Source organism: Bradyrhizobium sp. WSM3983 (assembly GCF_000473045.1).
Lineage (GTDB): Bacteria > Pseudomonadota > Alphaproteobacteria > Rhizobiales > Xanthobacteraceae > Bradyrhizobium.
The window spans coordinates 33706-56308 of the sequence record NZ_AXAY01000036.1 but is presented as its reverse complement, the minus strand read 5'-3'; the positions used below and the strand labels follow the sequence as shown (position 1 = coordinate 56308).

19 protein-coding genes are annotated in these 22603 nt (G+C 56.7%); 14 read left to right on the top strand and 5 right to left on the bottom strand.

Annotated elements, in window-relative coordinates; translation table 11 throughout:
• The first annotated feature begins 369 nt into the window (after window positions 1-369).
• The 4 genes from YUA_RS0135550 to YUA_RS0135535 all read left to right on the top strand — a co-directional run bounded on the left by YUA_RS0135550 (window position 370) and on the right by YUA_RS0135535 (window position 8496).
• On the top strand, window positions 370-3339 hold the full coding sequence (locus YUA_RS0135550) for an HAD-IIIC family phosphatase (protein WP_027534939.1): 2970 nt from the start codon (window positions 370-372) through the stop codon (window positions 3337-3339).
• Window positions 3336-4364: a glycosyltransferase family 2 protein gene (locus tag YUA_RS46050; protein WP_051383558.1), complete on the top strand. Its 1029-nt coding sequence runs from the start codon at window positions 3336-3338 to the stop codon at window positions 4362-4364. Before YUA_RS0135550 ends, YUA_RS46050 begins: the two co-directional genes overlap by 4 nt.
• Before the next feature lie 411 nt (window positions 4365-4775).
• On the top strand, window positions 4776-6032 hold the full coding sequence (locus YUA_RS46045; RefSeq protein ID WP_084293084.1) for a WecB/TagA/CpsF family glycosyltransferase: 1257 nt from the start codon (window positions 4776-4778) through the stop codon (window positions 6030-6032).
• Window positions 6033-6084: 52 nt separating this feature from the next.
• Window positions 6085-8496, top strand: coding sequence for a tetratricopeptide repeat protein (locus YUA_RS0135535; protein ID WP_027534938.1), 2412 nt, complete (start codon window positions 6085-6087; stop codon window positions 8494-8496).
• Here the strand turns inward: YUA_RS0135535 and YUA_RS0135530 are convergent.
• From YUA_RS0135530 to YUA_RS0135515, 3 genes are all read right to left on the bottom strand, one after another.
• Window positions 8493-9728, bottom strand: coding sequence for a hypothetical protein (locus YUA_RS0135530; protein ID WP_156947507.1), 1236 nt, complete (start codon window positions 9726-9728; stop codon window positions 8493-8495). The two genes, YUA_RS0135535 and YUA_RS0135530, sit on opposite strands and share 4 nt — an antisense overlap.
• A 36-nt stretch (window positions 9729-9764) precedes the next feature.
• The gene (locus YUA_RS0135520; protein WP_051383555.1) at window positions 9765-10349 is read right to left on the bottom strand and encodes a polysaccharide biosynthesis/export family protein; all 585 of its coding nucleotides are present in this window, start codon (window positions 10347-10349) and stop codon (window positions 9765-9767) included.
• A gap of 132 nt (window positions 10350-10481) precedes the next feature.
• Window positions 10482-11318 (bottom strand): ExeA family protein, encoded by an 837-nt coding sequence (locus tag YUA_RS0135515; RefSeq protein ID WP_027534934.1) that lies wholly within the window; start codon window positions 11316-11318, stop codon window positions 10482-10484.
• Between the two features lie 270 nt (window positions 11319-11588).
• Here YUA_RS0135515 and YUA_RS0135510 point away from each other — a divergent pair, with 270 nt between their 5' ends.
• The gene (locus YUA_RS0135510; protein WP_027534933.1) at window positions 11589-12944 is read left to right on the top strand and encodes a sugar transporter; all 1356 of its coding nucleotides are present in this window, start codon (window positions 11589-11591) and stop codon (window positions 12942-12944) included.
• A 14-nt stretch (window positions 12945-12958) separates the two neighbouring features.
• A complete protein-coding gene (locus YUA_RS0135505; RefSeq protein WP_027534932.1) occupies window positions 12959-13768 on the top strand; it encodes a CpsD/CapB family tyrosine-protein kinase in 810 nt (269 codons plus the stop codon).
• 42 nt (window positions 13769-13810) lie between these two features.
• Here the strand turns inward: YUA_RS0135505 and YUA_RS0135500 are convergent, their stop codons facing one another.
• Both YUA_RS0135500 and epsI read right to left on the bottom strand, forming a co-directional pair.
• A complete protein-coding gene (locus tag YUA_RS0135500; RefSeq protein WP_245285343.1) occupies window positions 13811-14452 on the bottom strand; it encodes a trypsin-like peptidase domain-containing protein in 642 nt (213 codons plus the stop codon).
• Window positions 14453-14570: 118 nt separating this feature from the next.
• On the bottom strand, window positions 14571-15269 hold the full coding sequence (gene epsI / locus YUA_RS0135495; protein ID WP_027534930.1) for an exosortase-associated protein EpsI, V-type: 699 nt from the start codon (window positions 15267-15269) through the stop codon (window positions 14571-14573).
• 273 nt (window positions 15270-15542) lie between these two features.
• Here epsI and YUA_RS0135490 point away from each other — a divergent pair, with 273 nt between their 5' ends.
• From YUA_RS0135490 to YUA_RS0135450, 8 genes are all read left to right on the top strand, one after another.
• The gene (locus YUA_RS0135490) at window positions 15543-16421 is read left to right on the top strand and encodes a hypothetical protein (RefSeq protein WP_156947505.1); all 879 of its coding nucleotides are present in this window, start codon (window positions 15543-15545) and stop codon (window positions 16419-16421) included.
• A 53-nt stretch (window positions 16422-16474) separates the two neighbouring features.
• Window positions 16475-16696 carry an XrtV sorting system accessory protein gene (locus YUA_RS0135485; protein WP_027534928.1) on the top strand — a complete coding sequence of 74 codons (222 nt, stop codon included), beginning with the start codon at window positions 16475-16477 and terminating at the stop codon, window positions 16694-16696.
• A gap of 78 nt (window positions 16697-16774) precedes the next feature.
• On the top strand, window positions 16775-17677 hold the full coding sequence (gene xrt, locus YUA_RS0135480) for an exosortase (protein WP_084293083.1): 903 nt from the start codon (window positions 16775-16777) through the stop codon (window positions 17675-17677).
• Between the two features lie 159 nt (window positions 17678-17836).
• On the top strand, window positions 17837-18511 hold the full coding sequence (locus YUA_RS0135475) for a metallophosphoesterase (protein WP_027534926.1): 675 nt from the start codon (window positions 17837-17839) through the stop codon (window positions 18509-18511).
• A 4-nt stretch (window positions 18512-18515) separates the two neighbouring features.
• Window positions 18516-19697 carry a glycosyltransferase family 2 protein gene (locus YUA_RS0135470; RefSeq protein WP_027534925.1) on the top strand — a complete coding sequence of 394 codons (1182 nt, stop codon included), beginning with the start codon at window positions 18516-18518 and terminating at the stop codon, window positions 19695-19697.
• A gap of 325 nt (window positions 19698-20022) precedes the next feature.
• Window positions 20023-20262, top strand: a complete 240-nt coding sequence (locus YUA_RS0135460) for a hypothetical protein (protein WP_035972563.1) — start codon at window positions 20023-20025, stop codon at window positions 20260-20262.
• 140 nt (window positions 20263-20402) lie between these two features.
• The gene (locus YUA_RS0135455; RefSeq protein ID WP_156947503.1) at window positions 20403-21086 is read left to right on the top strand and encodes a hypothetical protein; all 684 of its coding nucleotides are present in this window, start codon (window positions 20403-20405) and stop codon (window positions 21084-21086) included.
• A gap of 399 nt (window positions 21087-21485) precedes the next feature.
• Window positions 21486-22130, top strand: a complete 645-nt coding sequence (locus tag YUA_RS0135450; RefSeq protein WP_156947501.1) for a PEP-CTERM sorting domain-containing protein — start codon at window positions 21486-21488, stop codon at window positions 22128-22130.
• The last annotated feature ends 473 nt before the right edge of the window (window positions 22131-22603 follow it).

The following is a 22603-nucleotide window of genomic DNA, read 5'->3' as shown; positions in this document are numbered from 1 at the left end:
GCCGCGAATGGTCTTGAGGAGTTGCTTTCCCGGCTCCCAGAAGCTCGTAACCCTCTCGCGAGACCAGTCCGGCTCTGTCGCGGAAACCCCTACATCACCTGTAAACTCGTTCATTGCGAAAATCGTGTGATGCGCCTCTTCAAATGCTCGATTAGCCATTAGATCATGTCCGCAAAAAAATCTCTAAATCCCAGCGGTTTTTAAACTATGCTATATTTAAGAGGTTATATATTACCTACGATGCTTAAGGAACTTTGTCATTTGAGCGTTTAAGCCGTTTCGTTCGTTACGAGGAGTTCGAAAACGGGTGATATCTCTGGAAAAGCAGCCGGCAGCCTTTTTGCATATGGCTGGCAATTTGGGATCAAGATGGCTCAAAAGACCGACCAGACCAGATCAGTAGTCATCGCGGCCACGTTTACGGCCGAGCCGCTTCAGCCGAGTTTGGAGTTTCTCTTTGAGAAGATTGGATTGCGTCTCGATGTCCGATTTTCGCCCTACCATCAGGTCTTGCAGGAGCTGATTTCCACTTCAAGCACGCTCGCCAACCTCGACAAGGGTGTGGCCGTGATCCTCGTGCGTCTGGAAGATTTCATTCGCGACATTAACGATCATTCGCGCGCGCTAGAGACGATTTCGTCAATCGCGGGCGAAATCGCCTCCAGCCTCGCAGCATTTGCCGCCCGAGCTAAATCCCCCGCGGTGTTATCGGTTCTGGCCGCATCCCCGGAGGTGCCGGAGCAGTTGAGAGTGGCGATTGAAAAAGCCACCGAACAGCTCGTGGAGCGAGTGACTGGTCTGTCCGGGCTCACCGTTCTCCATCCGCGGGATATCGACGTCGTCGCCGGCAGCGACAGATTTGACCGCGAAAGCGACCGACTCGCCCATGTCCCGTTCACGGAGGATCATTACGCGAGCCTGTCCTTGGCGATTGCGCGAAAGGTCCACGCCTTTCTCGTCCCCGATCGGAAGGTTCTGGTTCTCGACTGCGACAACACGCTGTGGCGTGGTGTTGTTGGCGAGGACGGGGTAGATGGCATCGCAATTCCTCCGAGCTTCGCTTATTTGCAGAAGTTCGCGCTGGGGCTCCAGGCGCAGGGAGTTTTGATCTGCCTAGCGAGCAAGAACGTGGAACGCGATGTTCTTGACGTGCTGGAGCAGCGGCGGGACATGTTGCTCAAGCCCGAGCATATCGTCGCCCATCGGATCAACTGGAATCCCAAGCCGCAGAATCTTGCCGATATTGCGCAAACGCTTAATCTCGGTTTGGACTCGTTTGTATTCTTGGATGACAATCCGGTTGAATGCGAACTCATGAAGGCGGAGCTGCCGCAGGTTTTGACGCTTCTGCTACCTCCCGAGGATCAGATCGAGGCTTTCCTTGATCATCTTTGGGCTTTCGACAAGGTCGCGGTCACGGAAGAGGATAAGCGGCGTACTAGTCTTTACAAGGAAGATGCGGCCCGCAAGGCCTTGGAGAAAGATGCAACCAACATCGTTGACTTCGTTGCCTCTCTGGAGGTGAAGGTTGATGTCGATCCGCCAGGCGAGGGGGACTGGCCGCGCCTTGCGCAGCTCACCCAACGTACGAACCAGTTCAATTTCACGACAGTCAGGCGGACGGAAAGTGAATTACGGACGCTCGTTGATGGCTCGCCTAATCGAGCCGGACAAGTGCTCAAGGTCAAAGTTAGCGATCGTTTCGGCGATTACGGGTTAGTTGGTCTCGTTATTTGCGTCGAGGCCGATCGCAAATTGCTCGTCGACACGTTCCTTCTGAGCTGCCGCGTTCTCGGCCGAGGCGTCGAACACGCAATCCTTCGGTATCTTGCCGCGATTGCCAAGTCGCGCGGGTTCGAAACAGTCTCCCTGCCCTTCGACAAGACCGCGCGAAACGAGCCTGCCTCTGCCTTTGCGGACAGTGTTGCCGAAGCCTTTAAGGGCGCGGAAGGTGACAGAACAGTCTATCGTATTCCCACGCATGTGGCGTTGGAGATCCATCATCGTCCGGGGTTCGACCCTGACGCAGTCATCAAGGCAAGAGAGTCCGACGGGAAGAAACCCTCCGTGCAGGTGACGACGGCAAATGTCAGCGAGCGTTACACGATAGTTTCTCAGGCGTTGCTCACTGGCAAAGACGTACTCAGCGCCCTGAGCAAGTCGAACGTGCGGCATCGAGCGCTTCCGGGGACGGCCGCGTTGCCTGCAACCGAAGCTGAACGCCATATGTTGGCGATCTGGGAAGAAGTGCTCGGTATCGAGGGGCTCGGAATCGATGACGATTACACCGACGCAGGCGGTACCTCGCTTCTTGCTGCGCGTTTGTTCGCCCTGGTGTCTCAGCGCTTTGGCGTGAGGCTGCCGCTGACGTTCATTTTGGAGCATCCAACCGTCCGTCGATTGACTGCGGTTGTGAATCAGGATCGTTCGCAGATTTCATCGCTGGTGGAGTTGAGGAGTGGCGGACGTCACAACTTCTTCTTCGTGCACGACGGCGATGGTGAGACGCTGTTATATCAAAACATCGCGCGGCGGCTTCCTGAGGGGTTTAACGCCTATGGAATTGAGCCTCGTCAGTTGCAGAACATTCCTCTGGCGCACGTATCGATCGAGGATATGGCCACACACTACCTTGATTTGATCCGGGAAAAGCAGCCCGTTGGTCCGTATTTCGTCGGCGGGATGTGCGCAGGTGGCGTTATCGCCTTTGAGATCGCCCGCCAGCTGACGAAAGCCGATCAGCAAGTGGGGCTGGTTGCGCTTCTGGATTCAGCATTGCCCGGGACGCCTCGCCGGCGTGGACGGATCGCCAAGCAACGGGCGAACCGCGTGGCGGAATTGCTATCGGGGCACCCCGAGCAACGGGGTGGATTGGCCGCAAAGGCAGCCATGCTGTGCCGCAAGGCCTTCAACGCCGCGACGTGGGAGGTTAGCAACCGGATGGGCCGGTTGTCCGTTAAGGCACGCTTCGAATTTCTTCGGCATGCTCTGCGTCGCGGCATTGCTTGGCCTGGATTGATGCCGGCACTCACGGTGCGTCAAATCTACGATTCCGCCGAATCGAGCTACAGCCCAGCCCCGACGTCTTTGCCCGGCTTGATGCTAGTGCGGGCTCGAGCGGGTCAGGGGGGCGACACCCCATTCCGGGAAGTGTACGCGGACGACGAATTGGGCTGGCGACGCGTGAGCACCGATCTGCTGATCGAAGATGTGGATGGCGGGCACTACACGATGCTGCAAGAGCCCTTTGCAGAGGCAGTTGCCGAGAAGATCGCAGTCGTTCTTGATGGGAATTCCGGAGTAGCGACACCGCCCGCTTACTTCAAGGCAACCGCATGACCAGGCTGGATGTCGTCGTTGCCATTGTAACCTATAAGTCTGCCGATTTGACCGTCGCTTGCATTCGCTCCATCGAGGTCGAGCGGGCGGCGTCGAAGCTGGCGATATCGGTCGTCGTCGTCGATAACGTGTCCGGTGACGCCCCTGTAATCGCGCAGGCAATTGCGGATAATCATTGGAACGCCTGGGTGAAGCTCGTTGTTGCCCCAAAGAACGGCGGCTTTGCCTACGGAAACAACGTTGCGATCGGCGAAGCCGCGCGAATGGGGCCTCCGCGCTATTGCCATCTCTTGAATCCCGACACGGAGTTGCGGTCAGGGGCAATCGATGCTTTGGTTTCATTTCTTGATCAAAATGCGTCCGTTGGTATAGTTGGCAGCAGCTTTGAAAACTTGGACGGGAGCGATTGGCCGATTGCGTTTCGTTTCCCGACGCTGTTGAGCGAAGTTGAATCCGGATTGCAAATCGGAACGGTCAGCGGAATCTTGAGCCGTTGGGTGGTGGCGCGGCAGATGGGCAAGAGCGCAGAGCCGATCGATTGGGTGCCCGGTGCGTCGATGATGGTCCGCTGGCAGGTGATCGAGAGGATCGGCGGTCTCGATGAGAATTACTTTCTCTATTTCGAGGAGACCGATTTCTGCCATCGTTCATCGCGAGCGGGCTTTCAGACCTGGTATGTCCCGGCGAGCCGTGTGATGCACATTGCTGGTCAGAGCACCAAGGTTACGGAGCGGGACGCAAAGGTGAAGCGATTGCCCGCCTACTGGTTTGAATCTCGAAGGCGCTTTTTTGCCACGACTTACGGGCTCGGCTACGCAATGGCGACGGATTTGGCTGCCTTGGCCGCGCACGGATTAGGTCTTCTCAAACGTTTGTTGTTGGGACGAGGCCACGAAGCGGTCCCGCATTTCATCAGAGATCTTTGGACTTATAGTGTGCTCCGCCCATGCAATCGGCGCGCGGCAATCAAGCACAGTGTTGGACTCGATGGCGGGGCTGGCAAAGTTCGGGTGAGCAATGGTTGATGTATTTCTCGCTCCATTCTTGCCGGTCATGTAACGCAGTATCGAGTTTTGATGGGCCAGGCAGGGGCGGCTACGATCGTCCGGTACCGCAATATTAAGCGGCTTCCGTCTTCGCCGGCCAGGCGGTTCGGCCTAGCCGTAACGTTAATTTCGACCGGCGGGGCAATCGACCACATTAATCACCCTAATTAATTGGCGTTTCGAACGCGACTTCCAGCATTCTATGAGAATCGGCCTTTCTTATTGGGCCGGGCAGGGGCGGCTGCGATCGTCCTGCGACGCTATATCGAGCGGCTTCAGCCTTCGCCGGCCAAGCGGTTCGCCTAGCCGAACCGTTAATTTCGACCGGCGAGGGGCAATCGGACGCATTAATCACCCTCAATTAATTGGCTTTCGGACGCGGCCTCCAGCATGTTATGGAAATCCGTCTTTAAGAAAAGCCATTTGGGATTAATTCGTTCGGTCGATTTGGTCCCAATTTTAGAGAGTTCAGTTTTGAATATTTTACGGACCGCTCGTTTGGGCTCACTTGATGCTCCCGCTATGCGCGTTTCCCCGCGCGCGGTCGAGCCGACTGACTGTCACGTGAATGCAGCCCGGAAGGTGTATGGGCTGCTCGGCTTGCCTGTTGACGCAATTGACTTCGAGACGTTGATCGCCGCGATGGATATGGCTGCTGCAAAGCGAGAGCCGTTTCTGATTTCAACACTCAACGTAAACTTCCTGATCAAAAGCCAAGAGAACGTCAGCTTCCGAGACAGCGTGCTGTCGAGTGATCTTTGCCTCGTCGATGGCATGCCGCTGATCTGGATGGCAAAGTTCCTGCGAGTTCCGATTTGGGAACGGGTTGCCGGCAGCGATCTCTTTGGTCGCTTGAAGGCCAGGACAGACATCCGCTTGCGTGTCTTTCTGTTCGGGGGAACCGGGGATCTTGCCGCAAGAGTGGGCGAGAAGCTGAATGCGGAGAAGGGCGGGCTGGAGTGTGTCGGCGTTCTCAATCCCGGATTTGGGTCGGTCGAGAAACTGAGCTCTTCCGAAATCATAGATCAGATCAATGCCAGCGATGCAGACCTGCTTGCGGTTTTCCTGAACGCTGAAAAGGCTCAAGCTTGGCTGCTGCACAATCATCATCGCTTGACCGTCCCAATTCGCGCGCAATTCGGTGCAACCGTCAATTTCGAGGCGGGCACCATTAGGCGTGCGCCGCCGCTCCTGCGCAGCACGGGATTCGAGTGGCTCTGGCGGATCAAGGAAGAGCCGTATCTGTGGCGGCGCTACTGGAATGACGGTAGGTCGCTGCTTCAGATCTTTCTGACTTCTGTCTTGCCTATTGCGATTGCCGCAAGGCTAAATCCTGGTCGTTCGGAATTTGCTATTCGTCAAAACCACAGCAGTGGAGGCTACGTGCTTGCCCTCTCGGGTGCGGCAGTAGGAGAGAGCGTCGACCGCTTGCTGCCCTTTGCCAATGAGGCTGAGAAGGAGCATCGTGCCGTTACGATTGATCTCTCTGATCTAGACGATGCGGATGGCCGCTTCTTTGGCCTGCTTCTCGGTTTGAGAACCCGGCTCGCCAAGCGAGGTCTTGATCTTCACCTTGCTGGCATTTCTCCGCGCATGCGACGAATTTTCCGACTGAACAGGTTTGAGTTTCTGCTCACCGGGCGCTAATTCGCTTGCGCGTCGCGGCCAGTGCGAGTGCGTGAACATGGGATCCAAAGTAATGACGAATAGCTTCGAAAGGCGGTTGGTTGGTCAGGCTGTCGGGGCTGTCATCATGGCAGGCTTGCTCGCCGGTTGCGGCTCACCTGAACAGAAGGCCCAGGACCTCTATGAAAAGGGAATGGCGCTCGTCGCAAAGAATGACGACCTCAATGCGAGAGTGGCGCTGCTCACGTCGGCCAAATACAGGAGCGACAGGATCGAGGTCTGGAAGGCGTTGGCCGGGATCGACGAGCGTACCAAGTCCAGCTCGCTCTTCGTCGACCTGCGTCGCATCGTTGAGCTTGACCCCAATGACCTGGACGCACGGCTGAGGCTTGCCAGAATTATGGTGGCTGGCGGAGCTGCCGAACCGGCGATCAAGATTCTAGATGCCGCCAATGAGGGCGACAAGCCAAATGCAACGCTTCATGCCGTCCGCGCGCTCGCCCTGGTTAGAACGAATGATGCAGCAGGGGCTCTCCGGGAAGCACAGCGTGCCTACGACATCGACCCCACTAACATTGACGCCGTAACCTTGCTCGCATCCAAGAAGCTCGCTGACGGCGATAGCGGGGGCGCCCTAAAAATGCTGGATACGGTTCCGTCGCAGGCTCAAGACGCGGACCGCTTGCGTGCCATACGGTTGCGGATCGATATTCTCGTAAGGAAGGGCGAGTTGGCCGAGGCTGAAAAGCTGGTGCGCCAATTGGTAGCCGACTATCCGCAGGAGGCCTCGTATCGGCTTCTGCTGGTCCAAATTCTCACAACCGAGCGCAAGTTCGACGATGCCGAGAAGGAGCTGCGAGCGCGGGTCGCGTCCAATCCATCGGACAGCAAACTCGAACTCGAGTTGGTTCGTTTCTTGACCACGTTCAAGGGGGCCGACGCGGCACGTGCCGAACTCGTGTCCCGGATCAAGGCCGGCGGCGATACGTTCGACTTCAGATTCACAATGGCTGAGCTCGATTTCGTTGGGCAGCGGCAGGGCGAAGCGATTTCCGAATTACAGAAGCTGGTTTTGGAGGCCGATAGCGCCGATCGGAAGCTCAAGGTCCAGGTCAGGCTTGCCGAGATGCTGATTGCGAGAGGCGATAAGGCCACGGCGGAGCCCTTGATTTCGGAAATTCTTGCGAAGGACCGCCGGAATGCTGGCGGGCTCCGCCTTCGCGCGGCGCTCAGTCTAGACAAGGGGCAGACGGACAGCGCCATTGCGGATTTGCGCGAAGCGCTCAACGACCAGCCAAAATCGCCTGAACTGCTGATCGCGCTTGCTCTTGCCTACGAGCAGGGTGGGAAGCCCGAGCTTGCTGACCGCCAATATGCCGACGCACTGAAGAATTCGAACCTCAATATCGAAGTTGCCCTTAGATACGTTGCCTTCCTTCAACGACGGAACGATGCCACGCGCGCCGAGGATGTCTTGACCGAAGTCGTCGCTCGCTATCCGGGAAACCTGCAGGTTCTCTCGTCGCTCGCGCAGGTGAAGCTTAGTCGTCAGAACTGGGATGGCGCTCTCTCGATTGCGCAGACCATTGCTGCTAACAAGGACGGTCGCGTCGTAGCCGATCAGATTAAGGCTGCAGCTTTTGCCGGCCAACAACGTATTGGGGAAAGTATCGCTGCGTTGGAAGACGCACGCAAAGCCGCGCCGGAGGCGATCCAGCTAGCGGTTGCGCTGGCATCCGCCTATATTCGAGCCGAGCGAGCTGCCGATGCCGTGACGGTTTTGCAGGAGATGAATAAGCGCTATCCTGATAACGCGGAACTCCTAGTTATTATCGGGCAGGCGCAACTGGTCCAGAAGAAGGATCAGGACGCGATCGCGAGCTTCCAGGAAGCGACTAAGCAAAAGCCGAAGGATGTGTCCGGCTATACTGCGCTGTCGGATTACTACACCCGTGTCAAAAAGTATGATGCCGCCGAGGGTGTCTTGCAGAGCGGCTTGAAGGAAAATCCCCAGAATATGACTCTGAGGATGTCAACGGCGAGTCTCCAGATTCTGAAGAACGACAATGCGGCAGCTATTTCTCAGTACGAGTCGATCCTGAAGGACCAACCTCAGGCGCAATCCTTGATCGTGGTCAACAACCTTGCCAGCCTGCTCCTCGATACGAGGTCTGACAAGGAAAGCCTAGACCGAGCTGCTGCCCTGGCTGAAACACTTAAGGCTTCCAACGTGCCGCAATTCCAGGATACAGTGGGATGGGCTCGATTCAAGCAGGGCGACATCAAATCGGCGATTGCTATCCTTGAGCCTGCGGCAGCGAAGTCCGCAAACCTCTCCGCGGTGCACTATCATCTAGGCCTTGCTTACGCTGCTGACGGGCAGGCTCAGAAAGCCAAAGAGGAGCTGGACACCGCTGCCAAGCTTGAGCCCGATGGAACCCCGCTCAAGAAGAACATCCAGGACGCGATAAAGAAAACGCTCTAATTTCCGTGCGGAAGCACGAGGAAATTGTGTGTGGCAACGAACATCACGCTATGCGAATCCGCGGGACCGGTTCCAGAAACCGTGGGGGTGCCGGTCAGCGGGTCGAAGATCGTCGTTCCCGTGCTCGCGAAGCGGTGCTGGTAGCGATAGTTGAATTGCAACGAGACGTCTTGTATCGGATTGTAGCCATAGGTGGCGGAAACTGAAGCGTAGTCAGTGGTCGTCCCGGTGATCTGTCGGTTGCCGCTGGCCGAGATGGTCAGGTTCTCGCGGCTGTTGATCAGATAGTTCACGCTAGCGCTGAGGCTATCTCGCTTGATCAACGAGCCTACGATGCTCGGTCCGACGGACTGGCTGGCGAGCACGGACAGCGTCGCGGTTTTCATGAACTTATAGGTCAGAATGGCGTCGCCGATCCAGTCGAGGGAGGTGCTCCCGATTGGGATATTCGAGTTCACGCCGCCAATCGCGGATGTCGACACGCCGCGATCGGTCACCAGATACGCAGCGCCGATATTGCCTCTAAAGGACAGCAAGGAGGACAGGGCAGTGTCAACCCCAACCTGATTGCGAAAGATGTTTACCTGCGTACTGAAGGCATTGTCGTAGGCTAGCAGCTCGGTTTCGGACGACAGGTTCACACCGGTCGTGGAACTGATGCCGTGTCGCCAGGATCCCCGAGCGATCGTATCGGTAAAAGCGGTCCCGCTGCTCGAAGGTTCGTAGTAAGTGCGGGTTGATGTCGCGAGCAAGTTGATGCTGTCGCGCGCGTTGAACGCGCGATCAATGCCGCCGGTTGCCGTGAACCGATCAATGAAGCCGCTGGCTGGCGAGATGACACCGAGGTCATTCAACAGCGCCAGCGAGGTGCTCTGCTGCCTCCAGGCGGTTTCAACGAACTCTCGGTCGAATTTGTTTTTGCCGTATTGATCGTAGCGCGCCGTCGCCCCGTAGGAGATAGATTCTGGTACTCCCTGAGCGCCTGGTCCCCAATAATTTCTGTAAGAACCATCTCCATCGAGGGTGAGCTTGGACGTCGGTGTAAGAGCCTCTGCGGTTCCTGTAATCGTGGAGTACGAGCCGAGCGAACCAGCGGGGGATGATTTCAAGAACTGGTTGCTGTTGAGTTCGACCGTCTGGCTTTCAGAAGTTCTGAGCGACCAATCCCACGCGAACGCCGTCGCCGGTGCTAACCCGAGCGAAATCGAGACCGCAGTCGCAATCCTCTTCACTGTCGGTCCCGCCCCAGGCTGCACTTCACTTGCGTTTTAGTCGAAGAATCCTCGCTCCGGGACCATGATCACGTCGCCGGCTCTCAAAGCGATGTTGCCTTCGAGATCGGCGCCGGCCTCATAAGCCCTGTAGTTGAAGACATAGATTGTCTCGTCGCCGCCTGGGGCGCGCCGACGCACCTGGATTCGCTTCTTAGCCGCGTACGGACCGAGGCCACCGGCAAGCGATATGGCTTGCATCAGTGTGGTGGGCTGCCGGACGACGTAAGGTCCAGGCCTCAAGACCTCTCCGGTGATGAAGATCTTCGGCTTCAGATCCTCTTCCGGAACATCCTTGGGGGCATTGGCCAGCGCGACCGTCACGTCCAATGCATCATCCTTGTAGTTCGGCTTCAGCTTCGCTCTGAGGACGTTTTCAAGTGCGAGGGGCGTTAACCCGCGTGCTCTGATGTGCCCGGCCAGCGGAAATGCGATTTCTCCAAGCGGGTCAACGACCACCGTGCGGTCGAGTTTCGGGTCCTGCAATACGGTAATCGACAGGGTATCGCCCGGCTTGAGCGTCTGTGAGAACGCAGACGTGGCGAAGATAGTAATCAATACTGCCAGCAAAACCGTCCGCATGTTTCTATCCTCTTCGCGAAGGGCGCAGATGCGCGAAGTAAAGTGTTAATCTTAATCTTTGCTGAACAACTCAAGCTGAGACACCCCCAGCGAGCCGAGGACAACTTTCGGAAATTAATGGGTTTCAGCTACTTAAGGAACCCGCGAGAGCTGCTTCACGGGAAAAATACTGTACTGTTGCTTGTCTGCAATAACGTCCCGGACCAGTTGGTCGCTTATGGTCTTTTGGTCATTGGCAAACCCATACACGAGGGCTGTGTCGCATAGGACGTTGATCATTCGTGGAATCCCGCCGCTGGCGGCTCCGATCAATGTACAGGCTTCTTGGGTGAAAAGCGGTCGATGGGCGCCGACGGCCTGAAGGCGGAAGGCGATGTAATTGGCGACTTCACGGGCATCCAGCGGTCGCAGATGGAAGTCGGATGAAATGCGCTGGGCGAATTGGTGCAGTTTGGGTAGCAGGAGCAGGTCGCGCAGTTGCGGCTGACCAACAAGTATAAGTTGCAGGACCTGGAATTTGTCTGCATTGATGTTAGATAGCATCCGCAAATGCTCAAGCGCTTCCGGCTCGAGATTTTGCGCTTCGTCAATGATCAGGACGGTGCGCCGGCCAGTCGCGTATTGGCCATGCAAGAAGTCTTGTAAGTTTTTGAAAAGATGAGGGTAACTCCCATCGAAGGGTTGCCCTAGCGCCATTAAAATCCACTGGAGAAGCTCCTCGCGCCCTTGGGGTGAACTGGAGATTAGCCCGAGCGTCAGTGTCGGGCTGAGCTTCCTGAGGAGGTGCCGCACGAGGGTCGTCTTGCCCGAGCCGATTTCGCCCGTGATGACGGTAAACCCGGCATTGTTCATGATGCCAAACTCCAGCATCGTGAACGCCATCGAGTGCATCTTGCCCCAATAGATCAGGTCTGGGTCGGGCAGAATCGAGAATGGCTTCTCGCGCAGTTGATAAAATGACTCGTACATTCTGCCGTTCTCTAGCCTGCCTCCGCCGCCTTATAGCGCATAACCAGCTATCCAGGCTGCCGCGAGTATTGAACGAAATTGCCTAAAGAACGACTCACGATCGTCATTAAGGCTGACAATTCAAATCCTTCTCGCGGCGCAATAATTAATGAGCCTCTATGCAATTTCGATGCTAAAATCCATTCGAAATGATCGATTGCAGGCTGACCGAACTTACAAAATTACGTTTTCGCGCTTTGCAGGTCGCACCAACCAGGTTTCAGAAAACGCATGCTGCAAAAGATTGATTTTGAAGACAGTTTCGACGGTCAGGTCGAGCAGGATCGGTCTCATCTGCTGCGGCCTTCCTATTATCTGGATATCATGAAACGGCGCTGGCCCTTCTTTGTCCTGCCGTTCGTCCTGATTGCCGTTGCCGGAACCGCTGCGGTGTTGATCTGGCCCCCGACTTATCTTTCCGAGGGCAAGATTCTCGTCCAGTCGCAGCAGATTCCCACCGAACTTGTGCGGCCGACCGTCACCAGCGCGGCGCAGGAGCGAATCCAGGTCATTCAACAACGCACGATGACGCGGGACAACCTCATCGCGATCGCCGACAAGTTCCAGCTTTTTCCCGAAAAGCGCACGCTCATGTCGGTGACCGAGTTGGTCGAGTTGATGAAGAAATCGACCAAGATCACGCCGGTCGATCCCATCCTCGATTTCAAGCAGCGGACCAGGGCCGAAAATCCGACGATCGTCTTCTCGGTTGGATTTGAGTACGGTGATCCTGCTGTCGCAGCTCGTGTTGCCAACGAGTTGATGACTCGAATTCTAAACGAGGATCTTCGCGATCGGACGAGCCGTGCGACAGACACATCGCGTTTTTTGTCCCGCGAAGTTCAGCGGCTGCAGACCGAGAATGCGACGCTCGATGCGAAGATCGCCCAGCTTCGGATTGCCCAGGGCAAACCGGCGACGACATCCGGCCAGGATCAGCCGACGAGCACGCTAGCTCAATTGAAGGCGGAACTGATTCAGAAGGGTGCGCTCTATTCCGATAAGCATCCGATGATTCAGTCGCTGAAGCGTCAGATCCAGGCGATGGAAAGCGTAGCTCAGGGGCCGGCTCAGACTTCAACTGGAAATGATGCCGCGGCAGCAGCGAGCCTCGACGCTCTTGTAGCTCAACAGGATAGCTTGCAAAAAAATCTCGAAGCGGCCATGGGCAAGCTGATGGCCGCAAGGCTGGGCGAAAACCTCGAAAAAGATCAACAGTCCGAAAAGCTTGAGGTCATCGAGCAGCCGACCGCGCCTCAGGAGCCGATCAAGCCGCATCGGCCAAAGCTGTTGGTCTTTACGCTGGCGCTGGCGTTTGGTGTTGGCGCGGGCCTGACCCTTGTTCTCGAACTGACCGACAAGGCGATCCGACGCAGCAGCGAGTTGTTTACGATCGTCGATAATCGTCTCATCGTTCCGATCCCATATATCGCAACGAGGGGTGAGCTGCGCCGACAGAAGCGTCGCAGGATCGCCGTGGTCGTGCTGGCCGTCGTGGCTGTGATAACGCTTCTTGGGGGCGCCTACTTCTTCATGCCACCGCTCGATCTCATGCTCGCGAAGGCGCGGGCAGGCCTGTTCCGCTAATCCGAGAGGTTTCCATGGACTCGATCAAGCAGGCCGTGGAGCTGGCGCGCTCCGGTGACAGTCTGGTACAGCAAGAGCTCATCGGCGGATCGACGCCGATCGCCGGGGGGCAGCGCGAGCCAGTCTCGGTACGAGAAGTCCGGCTCGATGCGGATCATCTCGAGGCCAATCGTATCGTGGCTTTCGCGACCGGTAGCGAAAGCGGCCGCTACTACGATATGCTGCGCACGCAGGTGTTGCAGGAGATGGACAAGAAGAACTGGCAGTTTCTGGCTGTCACTTCGCCCACTGCAGGATGCGGAAAAACCGTGACTGCGTGCAATCTCGCGATGAGCATCGCAAGGCTTCCTGAACGGTCGGCGCTCATCGTGGACCTCGATTTGCGCAAGCCTATGGTCGCGAACTATCTTGGATTGCCACGTAGCGGCGGCGTTCTCAGTGTACTCGATGGACAGGTGCCGATTTCCTCGGCGGTCATCAGGGCGGGAGTCGGACCGAACAGCTTGTTCTCGTTGCCAGGCTCGGCACCAGCTTCCGGTTCGTCGGAGTGGATGGCCTCACAGACCATGACGGCGTTGCTTCAGGCGATCAAACGGGAATTTCGTTCTCATACCGTGATATTCGATTTGCCTCCCATGCTGCTCGGCGATGACGTGATCTCGATCCTGCCGCGCATGGATGCGGTCCTGCTAGTAACCGGCGTGGGAAGCTCGTCCGTGGCCGACATCAAGGAATGTCAGAAGCATCTCGAACGTGTTCCCGTTGTGCGTGTCGTCGTCAACAAGGCGTCTGAAAAGATCGATACTTATTACGGATATTATTAGGGACCGAGACCAATTCGGCTTGATCATTGACCAAGCGGGGGCTTACCGAATATCGAACGTTCCGGGAGGAACGAAAGCTGAGATCTCCGCGGCCGATACGAAGTACTTCGCAACGTCGTACGTCTCTTCTTTTCGGGTCACCGGATTGGACCGCTTCTGACTAATCTTGCGACTCATGATGCCGAGTAGGCACTTCCGCTTCGCGTCGAAGACACCTGAGCCCGAATTGCCGGTCTTGGCAACATCAACAATCGCAGTGCTGAATCGCCGTGCTCCCGCGGGAATGCGCTCAGGGGCGATGATACGGGACGGAACGACGGCTTCAGGCACAACGGTAACGACTTCCTGACCCGGCCGAGGCGGACCGTCACAGAGGCGCATGCGCCTGAGCCTTAACCGCATCGGCAACAGATTCTCCTCCACGGCGAGCAAGGTCAGGTCGGTCCCCTCGAGTTGGCCTTCCTTGACGACCCGGGTCGGATACTCACGACCCGCAATCGTGACTTTGGGCCGCGTCAACCAGGTTCGTCCGGCCACGTGGGCGGCAGTCAGGAAATAGCCCTTTCCGAGATAAATTCCGTAGCCCGGTCCCCATGTCTGCATGGGCGTCTGATGAATATTCACGGCATAAGCGAGCAGGGTATCTTCGAGCGCCTGTGCGACGGCGGCTCCGATCCCCGCCACTTGCATCGCTATGCAGGCTGCGACGTGGATGAGAATCCTCGGCGTTCTCCGGCGCCCGAAGCATGATTGGTTCGCTTCCCCACTCCGCTCTGCCGGGCGCATCGTCATCCATGACTAATTAGGAACTTCCTAGGAAGAAGCCTCTCTCCTGGGAAGGCAGAGCCACCAGCAAGTCCTTGATGAATTGATCTTGCAGCTTGAACGAAGCGTCTTTGGGAAGACCGATGGTCGAGACCCTGAATAGGGCGCCGTCCGGAAGGATACCGCGCAGACCGTATTTCAGCCGACTGATCTGATTATCGACGACCCCGTTGGAGACGTCGTCCCCGATTTTCATCCAATAGGTGATGGATTCGAACCGCGACTCTCGTTCCGCGATCAGTCTCGTAGTCATCAGAGAGCCCCCGGGATAGTCCAGATTGGAGCTAGTTTTTTCAGACACGCGAAATCCGTTGGCCGTGTAGCAGATTTCGGGCCGGTGCGCCTTGAGCTTGTAATTCTGCACAGGGCCGTAGGCAACGAGCAGCATGACAATATGACCGGCGCTATCCGTATAGCCGCGCGCCACTTCCTGGCTGTAAACCTTCGCGGAGAGAGGATCCGGTGGCTGGACATAGGCTTCAGGATCAACGGGCTTCACCGGGCTGATCTCGGGGACAAGCTTCCAGGTTCCAAACTGTTGGGGAATGACAGTTTCGAGGCTTTGGGATGCCGTCGTACGAGCCATCAACTGCCGCGGTGCAAAGACCTCGGCAGCAATCGCGGTGCCGGCAATTGCAACCGCCGCGAGAACAACTCCAACCCGGCTGGACTTCATGGTATGGTTCCTGTTCGGCCAATTGTTAGCTGTCCTGCGGGATTAAATAAAGAGGGCAATGGCACTGGACTTCCTCACAATCCGTCACGAGCGGCCTTCCAGTCCAGCATTTCCTAATTAATCTAAATATCGGGTTTTCGGCTTGGGGTGACCTGCTGTCTCGACGGCTCGGCAATAGCCAATTATTGACTATTCATGCGGTCACATTTCCGATCGACCAAGTTCAGTATGGCTTGCCGATTGTATTCGCTGAATAAAAGCACGGAGCGTCGGGTGAAAAGATTTGGTAATATGCGCACTTGGAGTCTGGCTCTCTTCCTGACTGCGTCCGGTCTCGCCCTGGCCGCGTGCGGTCAGCGGAGCGGCGATCAAGCGACTGCGGCAAAAGGACAAGTTGTCGCGCGTATTGGCAACGAGGTCATCACGACGCAGGAACTCGATAACGAGTTCAGGCTGGCTGGTATCGCTCCGGCCAAACAGAAAGATCCGGAGACCGTGAAACGGGTTCTCGGCGAGATCGTTGTTCGGAAGTATTTGCTGCAGCAGGCGATGACCGCGAAATTGGACCGCGAACCAGGAGTTCTGCTGGATCTATTGCGCGTGCGGGAGCAGGTCCTAGGTAACGCGATGCTCAACCGCGCCGCATCGGCCAAGGCGTCAACCAAAGCTGACATCGACCGCTATATTGCGAAGAACACCTGGAAGTTCGCTGATCGCAAGCTCTACAGCGTGGACGAAATCGTCATGCCGCTCACGCCCGCGACGCAGACTTTCGTCAACGCGAACAAGGACGCAAAATCGCTCGAGGAATTGCTGCAGCAATTGACTTCAAGTGGAATTCCGCATGGTCGTCAGTTGGGCGTCTTGTCGAGCAGCGACCTTCCTGAGGAGCTTGTCGGCCTGATTCAGAAGCGAAAGGACGACGATATCTTCTTTACCAGGGTTGGCACGAACGGGCTCTTCTTTAAGGTCAGGGCCGAGGAACCTCGTCCGATTGAAGGAGATGCCGCGATCAACCTGGCGCGACAGATGATGCGGGCGGACGCCCTCACAGCAGAACTAGGCCTTGCAGCCTATTCGGCGAAACTCGAGGCCAAATATGAGGGCGACTACGCTGACCTCATGAAGCAGGGTGAGGCCAAGTCACAGTAGATCGTCTAAGAGCTCCTCGCTGAAGCCATTCCCTTTTGTATAGTGTATGGAACATGGCAACCTTATTTGACATCGTCACCGTCACGAGTTTTGTCGGACTGGTGCTCGCATTCTTTCAATTTTCGGACCGCGAGATGCGGACGCTCATGCACCTCATGTTGGCCGGCATCGTGTTTGCCGTCGCCAATCAGGTCGGCAATGCCGGGTATTTTATTCTCGCGGCGGGGTTGATCCTTGCGGGAATACTATTTGCCGTGCTGGCGATCAAAAGATAGTCGATTGTTGGCGTGGGCAGGTAATGATACTTTCCGGCACGAACTGGAATCGATATTTAAATCACAGAGTCCGAATTGATGACTGATATCCATATCCGCAAATCGATTGGAACCGGTCTGTCTGCCTCGCTTCTAGGACCTGCTTTGATAGCGGTTGCCATACTTGGCGCCTACACCCCAACGATCCGCGGCTTGATCAATGGCCCATGGCAGACGGAGCAGGAAGGCCACGGGCCCCTGATCATCGCAGCGACGCTCTGGCTGGTTTGGCAATCGCGCGAGCGTCTGATGCGCGCTAAGGTCGCACCCGCGCCTGTCATGGGATGGATCGTCTTGGCCCTTGGGCTGGTGCTTCTGTACCTGTCGCGGTTGCAACAAGGGCTACTCACTGTTGAGATGGGGTCGATTCTGCCTGTGATCATGGGATCGGTTCTGATTTGTGCCGGATGGCCCGCACTCCGGGCGCTGGCCTTTCCGCTCAGTTTCCTGGTCTTTGCGGTGCCAATGCCGGATTGGATCGTCGACTCGATGACGGTCCCGTTGAAAGTATTCATTTCCGACACAGTGACCCGAGTTCTGTATGCTGCGGGTTTCCCGGTGGCGCAGAACGGTGTCATGATCATGATCGGGTCCTACCAACTCCTGGTCAAGGATGCTTGTTCGGGCATGAATTCGATCTTTGCCCTGTCGGCGATCGGTGTGTTTTATGTCTATGCCTTCCGATGGAGGGAAAAGCTGCGCGGTTTCCTGCTTCTGTTGGCAATCATTCCCATTACGATTCTCGCTAATTTCTTCCGCGTCTTTGCGTTGGTCCTGATGGCCTATTATGGCGGCCCTGATCTGATCGAGGGCATTGTGCATGACCTGACGGGAATTAGCCTGTTTGTCGTGGCGCTTCTTCTATTGTTCGCCTTTGATGGTCTTCTCGGGATTGTCCGCAGCCTCGTCATGAGATCCCGAGGCAAGTTGGCCGCAGCGTGAAACGCCCTCGCAGCAGATCTTGAGCAACGTTTGTCCAAGAGAGCTGCGGAGGAGGGTGACCACTTTCAAAAAGTGGAGCCGGTGCCGACATCATTTGGGTGCTGTCTTCAAGAAGGTCGGTGGCGGTGCAGATCTGTGCGCTCCTCTTGAGGCCTGCTCATGAGTCTGACTTATGCCATACCCGACCTTCACGGGCGGCTCGATCTGCTCGAGCAAGCGTTGTCGCGTGTTCTTGAGCACGCCGGCAATCAGACTGCGCGCGTTGTCACCCTTGGCGATTACGTCGATCGAGGACCCAACGCTTGCGGCGTGATCGAATTCCTGATCCAGTGGTCGTTTCCCAATTTGCAGCTCGTCGCCTTGAAGGGAAACCACGAAGCCATGATGTGGGAGGCTTGCAACAATTTCGTCGAGGCCGAGTGGTGGGTCGAGAAAGGGGGCGGCGAGACGTTGGCTTCCTATGGCATTGAATATCGTGTGGAGGTCCCGCTTCAGCGGATCATTCCGGATTATCATTTGCAGTGGATCGACCAGCTTCCGTTGATGCACACGGATTTGCATCGGGTTTTCGTGCACGCCGGGGTGGATCCGAGGATCCCACTCAATCAGCAAAGCGATCGAACTCTGCTCTGGAAGAGATATCCTAAGGGAGCCGATTCAGGGCACGGCCGCCGCCATGTCGTTCACGGCCATCACGCGGATGAAAAAGCTCCGCTCGTGTTCAGGGGAAGAACCAACCTGGACGGTCTGGCCTGGAAGACGGGGCGGCTCGTCGTTGGTATATTTTCTGATGACCAGCCGGGTGGCGCGGTCGAGTTTCTAGACGTGAGATGATTCCATGTTTTTTTTGATCGTCGTCATTACCAGCCTGGTTTTGATTCCAACGCTTGTGCTCTTGACCGAGGTCTTCGGTTCGCTTTGGGCAGGTGCGTCGTCTGCCGGGGATGACCGAGTATCCGCCGGTCGGGTCGCAGTCGTAGTGCCCGCACATAATGAGTCCATCGGAATCATTCCCACCCTTCAGGACGTCGCCTCGCAGCTCAGAGAGTGCGATCGTATGATCGTGGTGGCCGACAATTGCTGCGATGATACGGGGCCAGTTTCAGCGGCTCACGGCGCGCATGTGCTTCCGCGCAACGAGCCGGACCGGCGCGGCAAGGGCTACGCGATGGCCTGGGCGATCGCACATTTGAAGGACGATCCGCCTGAATTCGTTCTGTTCGTGGATGCGGATTGTCGGCTGCAACAGGGTTTCCTCGCCAAGACGCTCAATTATTGCGCGCGAACAGGCGAGCCCATTCAGGCGCTCTATCTCATGACCAGCGCCGAGGGATTTCAGGTCAACCAGTGTGTCGCGGAGTTCGCCTGGCGGCTGAAGAACTGGGTCAGACCGCTGGGGCTCAATCATTTCGGCAGGCCGGTGCAGTTGATGGGCACAGGGATGATGTTTCCCTGGGAGGTGATTAAGTCTGCGCCACTTGCGAGCGGCCATATTGTCGAGGATTTAAAGTTAGGCTTGGACTTGGTTTTGACCGGTACCCCAGCCCGCTTCCTGCCAACAGTCCGGATAACGAGTGAGTTTGCAACCACGGAGCGAGGTGCTGAAAGCCAGCGGCAGCGTTGGATCGAGGGACACTTGGCAATGATCGTGAGCTACGTCCCGCGGCTATTGGTGTCGTCGATCGCGACGCGCAATTTCGATGCTTTGGTGCTCGCACTCGATTTACTCGTGCCGCCGCTATCGCTTCTCATGGCTATCGCAGGAGGTGTTGCGGTTCTCGGAGGCGCCTATGCCTTGCTGGCTGGGGCGCTACTCCCAGCCGCACTGGCCATTTTAAATCTCTCGGCGTTGGCCGCCGCGCTGACATTGGCCTGGCTTAAGTTTGGCCGCGACATCCTACCTGCCTCGCAGATTCCATTCGTTGCGAGGCAGATCCTGCGACGGTTTCATCTCCTGCGTCATCTTGCCCGGCGCGGCTCCTCTGAATGGATACGCACCGATCGTAGCAGACCCGATTAGGTCGAACATCCTCGGGCCGGCGCGGTCGCAGAGAATTATTTAATTGCTCAATTTAATGGTTTACCGAACTATTACTGCATCCGACTTGCTCGCTTATTCGGCAGCCTGCCGAAATCTGTCGATTTTTGACGCCAAGCTGACAAATTCAAAACGATTCGGCGCGGTCGCGCCGGCTCCGTCAGTGCCCATATCCGACGTCTCCGGGCTGGCCTTTGCGGCAGAGAAGTCACTCCGCACAGAAATTTCGCGATGAGCGGGAACCGCCGCTTCATACGCGGGGAACTCAGTGGTAAGTGGGCATGCCGGCTGAGAGGCTCCGAAGAACATGTCCAATCAAATGCCAGACTCGATTACGCGCGTCCTGCTGGCGGCGCTTAATGCCGCAGAGGAAATCGTTGAGCGTAACTCGGATCTTGCCATGCCCGTCAGCGCCGAAGCGGCGCCGGTAGTCAAAGCCCTGGCTGGGCTGACCAGGATGCCGATCTTGGATCTTGCGGATGATCGTCAAAATCGTTTCGCGGCAACGATTTGCTTGAGCATGGATAAGTTCAAGTCGGCGTCCTGACGCCGGCAACGCCTCTTGCAAATGAGCCCAATTGTCGCCCCGCCAGGGCAAATTGGCGAGCGCGCGCCGCTTTCGATTCGGATATAGTCTGAGTGACGAATCAGTAGCGTTCGATTCGGTAGCCCAACAGTTCAGAGAGTATGGTGCGCGAGAGCTTTCCTTCGCGTCAAAATCGTTTGTGTGGCGCATGTGCGCTACTCAACTGGAATGATATTCTTAATTTTTCAAAGAAGGACGAAACAGTGAAGATTGTCACGCTTTTCGGGGCTGCGATTGTCGGCGTCACGCTCATGATCATGCCAGCCCGCGCCGCGGTCTTGACCGAAAGCTTCACCTTTACCGGTTCGGTCTACAGCGTTATGGGCCTATTCACCTATGAATCGTCGGGTGGTCAGCTGCAGTCGATAAAGGGAGATGTCATAGTCGGCGGCGAGTCGAAGCCGATCACTGGCCTCGTCACGGGGAGCTCTCCGTTTTATCCGGTTCTCGGCAATACCAACGGCTTCAACTTCGACAATCTCTTCGATGCGGCGTCCCAGCAATTTACTGAAAACGGGATTTTGTTTTCCTTCGGCGGGGATAACTACGGCAGCTTTTACTACTTCCCCACGCCCTTCTTGGCGACGTGGTTGCCTGAGGGGCCGGGGTCTCCCTCCGACTGCTCTGCGGGGGATCTTTATTGCCCTGGCGATGCTGGAACGCTCAAATTTGTCGCCGTGAGCTCCGTCCCCGAGGTGTCAACCTGGGCGATGATGCTGCTCGGGTTTCTTGGAATTGGCTTCCTCGGACCAGCTGTTCGTCTATTCCCTGCCGCTCCTCGCTAAGCTCCTTGCCGCCCGTTGCTCGTCGGACAGGGTAGTCAGACCCTCCCGCGCGTTCATTTCTAGTTTCGCCAAATTCGCTTGGCCAGTCTGTTCGAGGGCATGTGCCATCAGGATCGACAACTAGGGAGCGTAAAGCTGGCCTATCCAGTTTGACGCTCTGAGTCAGTCCGCTGCCCTAGGTGGCGCCTCTAGCCGATATAAATGTCGTGCTGGACGGCGTCGCTCACTGGCTGGCTCGCATATTTAATAGAAACTTACTTTTATTTAAAATATTGAATTGACTAAATGTACCGTCAGGCTTAGCGTGTTTGCATTGCCGAAGAGTGGCATGCCCAAGTGACGTTTTGTCTATCGAGCCTTTCTTGCCGATTTCCGGCAAGCCCATCAGGAGTATCTATCATGACGCGAAGGAGCGGGCTGCTAGGCCTAATCGCCGGAGCAGGATTATTGCTTTCCACAGGCGCGAACGCCGCGGTGGTCACCTTGGGTGGTGTTGCCGCAGGCGACGGTTCGGGCCTCACTTCGTTCTACGGAACGACCTATAATTTCGATACGAGCTTTGCGGCTATTTCTGCCGGCAACGTCGTGTCGGGCTCGTCGAGCGGTCAGTACGCCGCGCCGAACGGCGATTCGACCAGCTACTACACCGTTGGCTCATTTATCACCCCGCAGACCGCGACCCTCACCTTGGCGGGCAACTCCAACTATCTTGGCCTGCTCTGGGGCTCGGTCGACAACTACAACGCGATCACGCTTCATCTGGCCAACGGCGGTACTGAGGTCATCGACTCGTCGACTCAACCGCTCCTGAATCCTGCGAACGGAAATCAGGGGCCGGGCGGTACGTCGTACGTCAACATCTATGCCTCGGATTATATTACGAGCATCGATTTCTTCTCGGGCAAAGCTGCATTCGAGTTCGACAACGTGACGGTTGCGGCGGTCCCCGAGCCGGCCACTTGGGCGATGATGATCGTCGGCTTCCTGGGCCTCGGCTTTCTGGGCTATCGCAAGTCGGCTGGCGCCTCTTTCCGTCTCGCCTGATGCCGTTCAATTGATGAATACCGAAAGGCCGCCAGCAATGGCGGCCTTCATTTCGTGTATACGGCCAGCAAAGCGGCCCAAGAGAGCATTTTGCATTGGAAGTCATTGGTTCATGCCTCAACTGTTTTCCTTCGTCCGGCTGCTTGCTGGCGAATTGCGCGGGAGCTCTTGCCGTGTTGGGCTTCGCAATTTGGCGTGGAAATTTCGGCAGCTCGGTTCGCTGAGAGAGACTCGGTAGTCGGAGCTTGATGACATTCCGCGCAGGCGGCCTCCGCTGCGACTGTCATGCACGACCTGTTTGACACAATTTCTGCCGGTTGGGGCGCAGCCTGGACGCGCGACCGCTGCTCGGCGGGAGCGGCGTACGGAGCGCTTGGCCTATGACCACCAAGCATCGACGTGATAAGCACCCGCTGAAGTGGCCGAACCGCAATCGCAAATACGACTCGGGCTCATTGGCGTCAAGGCATCGA

Excerpts from the sequence above, each read along its gene's own strand:
- YUA_RS0135475 (WP_027534926.1), top strand. The coding sequence starts at position 17,837 with ATGAGTCTGACTTATGCCATACCCGACCTTCACGGGCGGCTCGATCTG.
- epsI (WP_027534930.1), bottom strand. The coding sequence starts at position 15,269 with ATGAAGTCCAGCCGGGTTGGAGTTGTTCTCGCGGCGGTTGCAATTGCC.
- YUA_RS0135505 (WP_027534932.1), top strand. The coding sequence starts at position 12,959 with ATGGACTCGATCAAGCAGGCCGTGGAGCTGGCGCGCTCCGGTGACAGT.
- YUA_RS0135510 (WP_027534933.1), top strand. The coding sequence starts at position 11,589 with ATGCTGCAAAAGATTGATTTTGAAGACAGTTTCGACGGTCAGGTCGAG.
- xrt (WP_084293083.1), top strand. The coding sequence starts at position 16,775 with ATGACTGATATCCATATCCGCAAATCGATTGGAACCGGTCTGTCTGCC.
- YUA_RS0135450 (WP_156947501.1), top strand. The coding sequence starts at position 21,486 with ATGACGCGAAGGAGCGGGCTGCTAGGCCTAATCGCCGGAGCAGGATTA.
- YUA_RS0135485 (WP_027534928.1), top strand. The coding sequence starts at position 16,475 with ATGGCAACCTTATTTGACATCGTCACCGTCACGAGTTTTGTCGGACTG.
- YUA_RS0135535 (WP_027534938.1), top strand. The coding sequence starts at position 6,085 with ATGACGAATAGCTTCGAAAGGCGGTTGGTTGGTCAGGCTGTCGGGGCT.
- YUA_RS0135470 (WP_027534925.1), top strand. The coding sequence starts at position 18,516 with ATGTTTTTTTTGATCGTCGTCATTACCAGCCTGGTTTTGATTCCAACG.
- YUA_RS0135520 (WP_051383555.1), bottom strand. The coding sequence starts at position 10,349 with ATGCGGACGGTTTTGCTGGCAGTATTGATTACTATCTTCGCCACGTCT.
- YUA_RS0135460 (WP_035972563.1), top strand. The coding sequence starts at position 20,023 with ATGTCCAATCAAATGCCAGACTCGATTACGCGCGTCCTGCTGGCGGCG.
- YUA_RS46045 (WP_084293084.1), top strand. The coding sequence starts at position 4,776 with ATGTTATGGAAATCCGTCTTTAAGAAAAGCCATTTGGGATTAATTCGT.
- YUA_RS0135515 (WP_027534934.1), bottom strand. The coding sequence starts at position 11,318 with ATGTACGAGTCATTTTATCAACTGCGCGAGAAGCCATTCTCGATTCTG.
- YUA_RS46050 (WP_051383558.1), top strand. The coding sequence starts at position 3,336 with ATGACCAGGCTGGATGTCGTCGTTGCCATTGTAACCTATAAGTCTGCC.
- YUA_RS0135455 (WP_156947503.1), top strand. The coding sequence starts at position 20,403 with ATGGTGCGCGAGAGCTTTCCTTCGCGTCAAAATCGTTTGTGTGGCGCA.
- YUA_RS0135550 (WP_027534939.1), top strand. The coding sequence starts at position 370 with ATGGCTCAAAAGACCGACCAGACCAGATCAGTAGTCATCGCGGCCACG.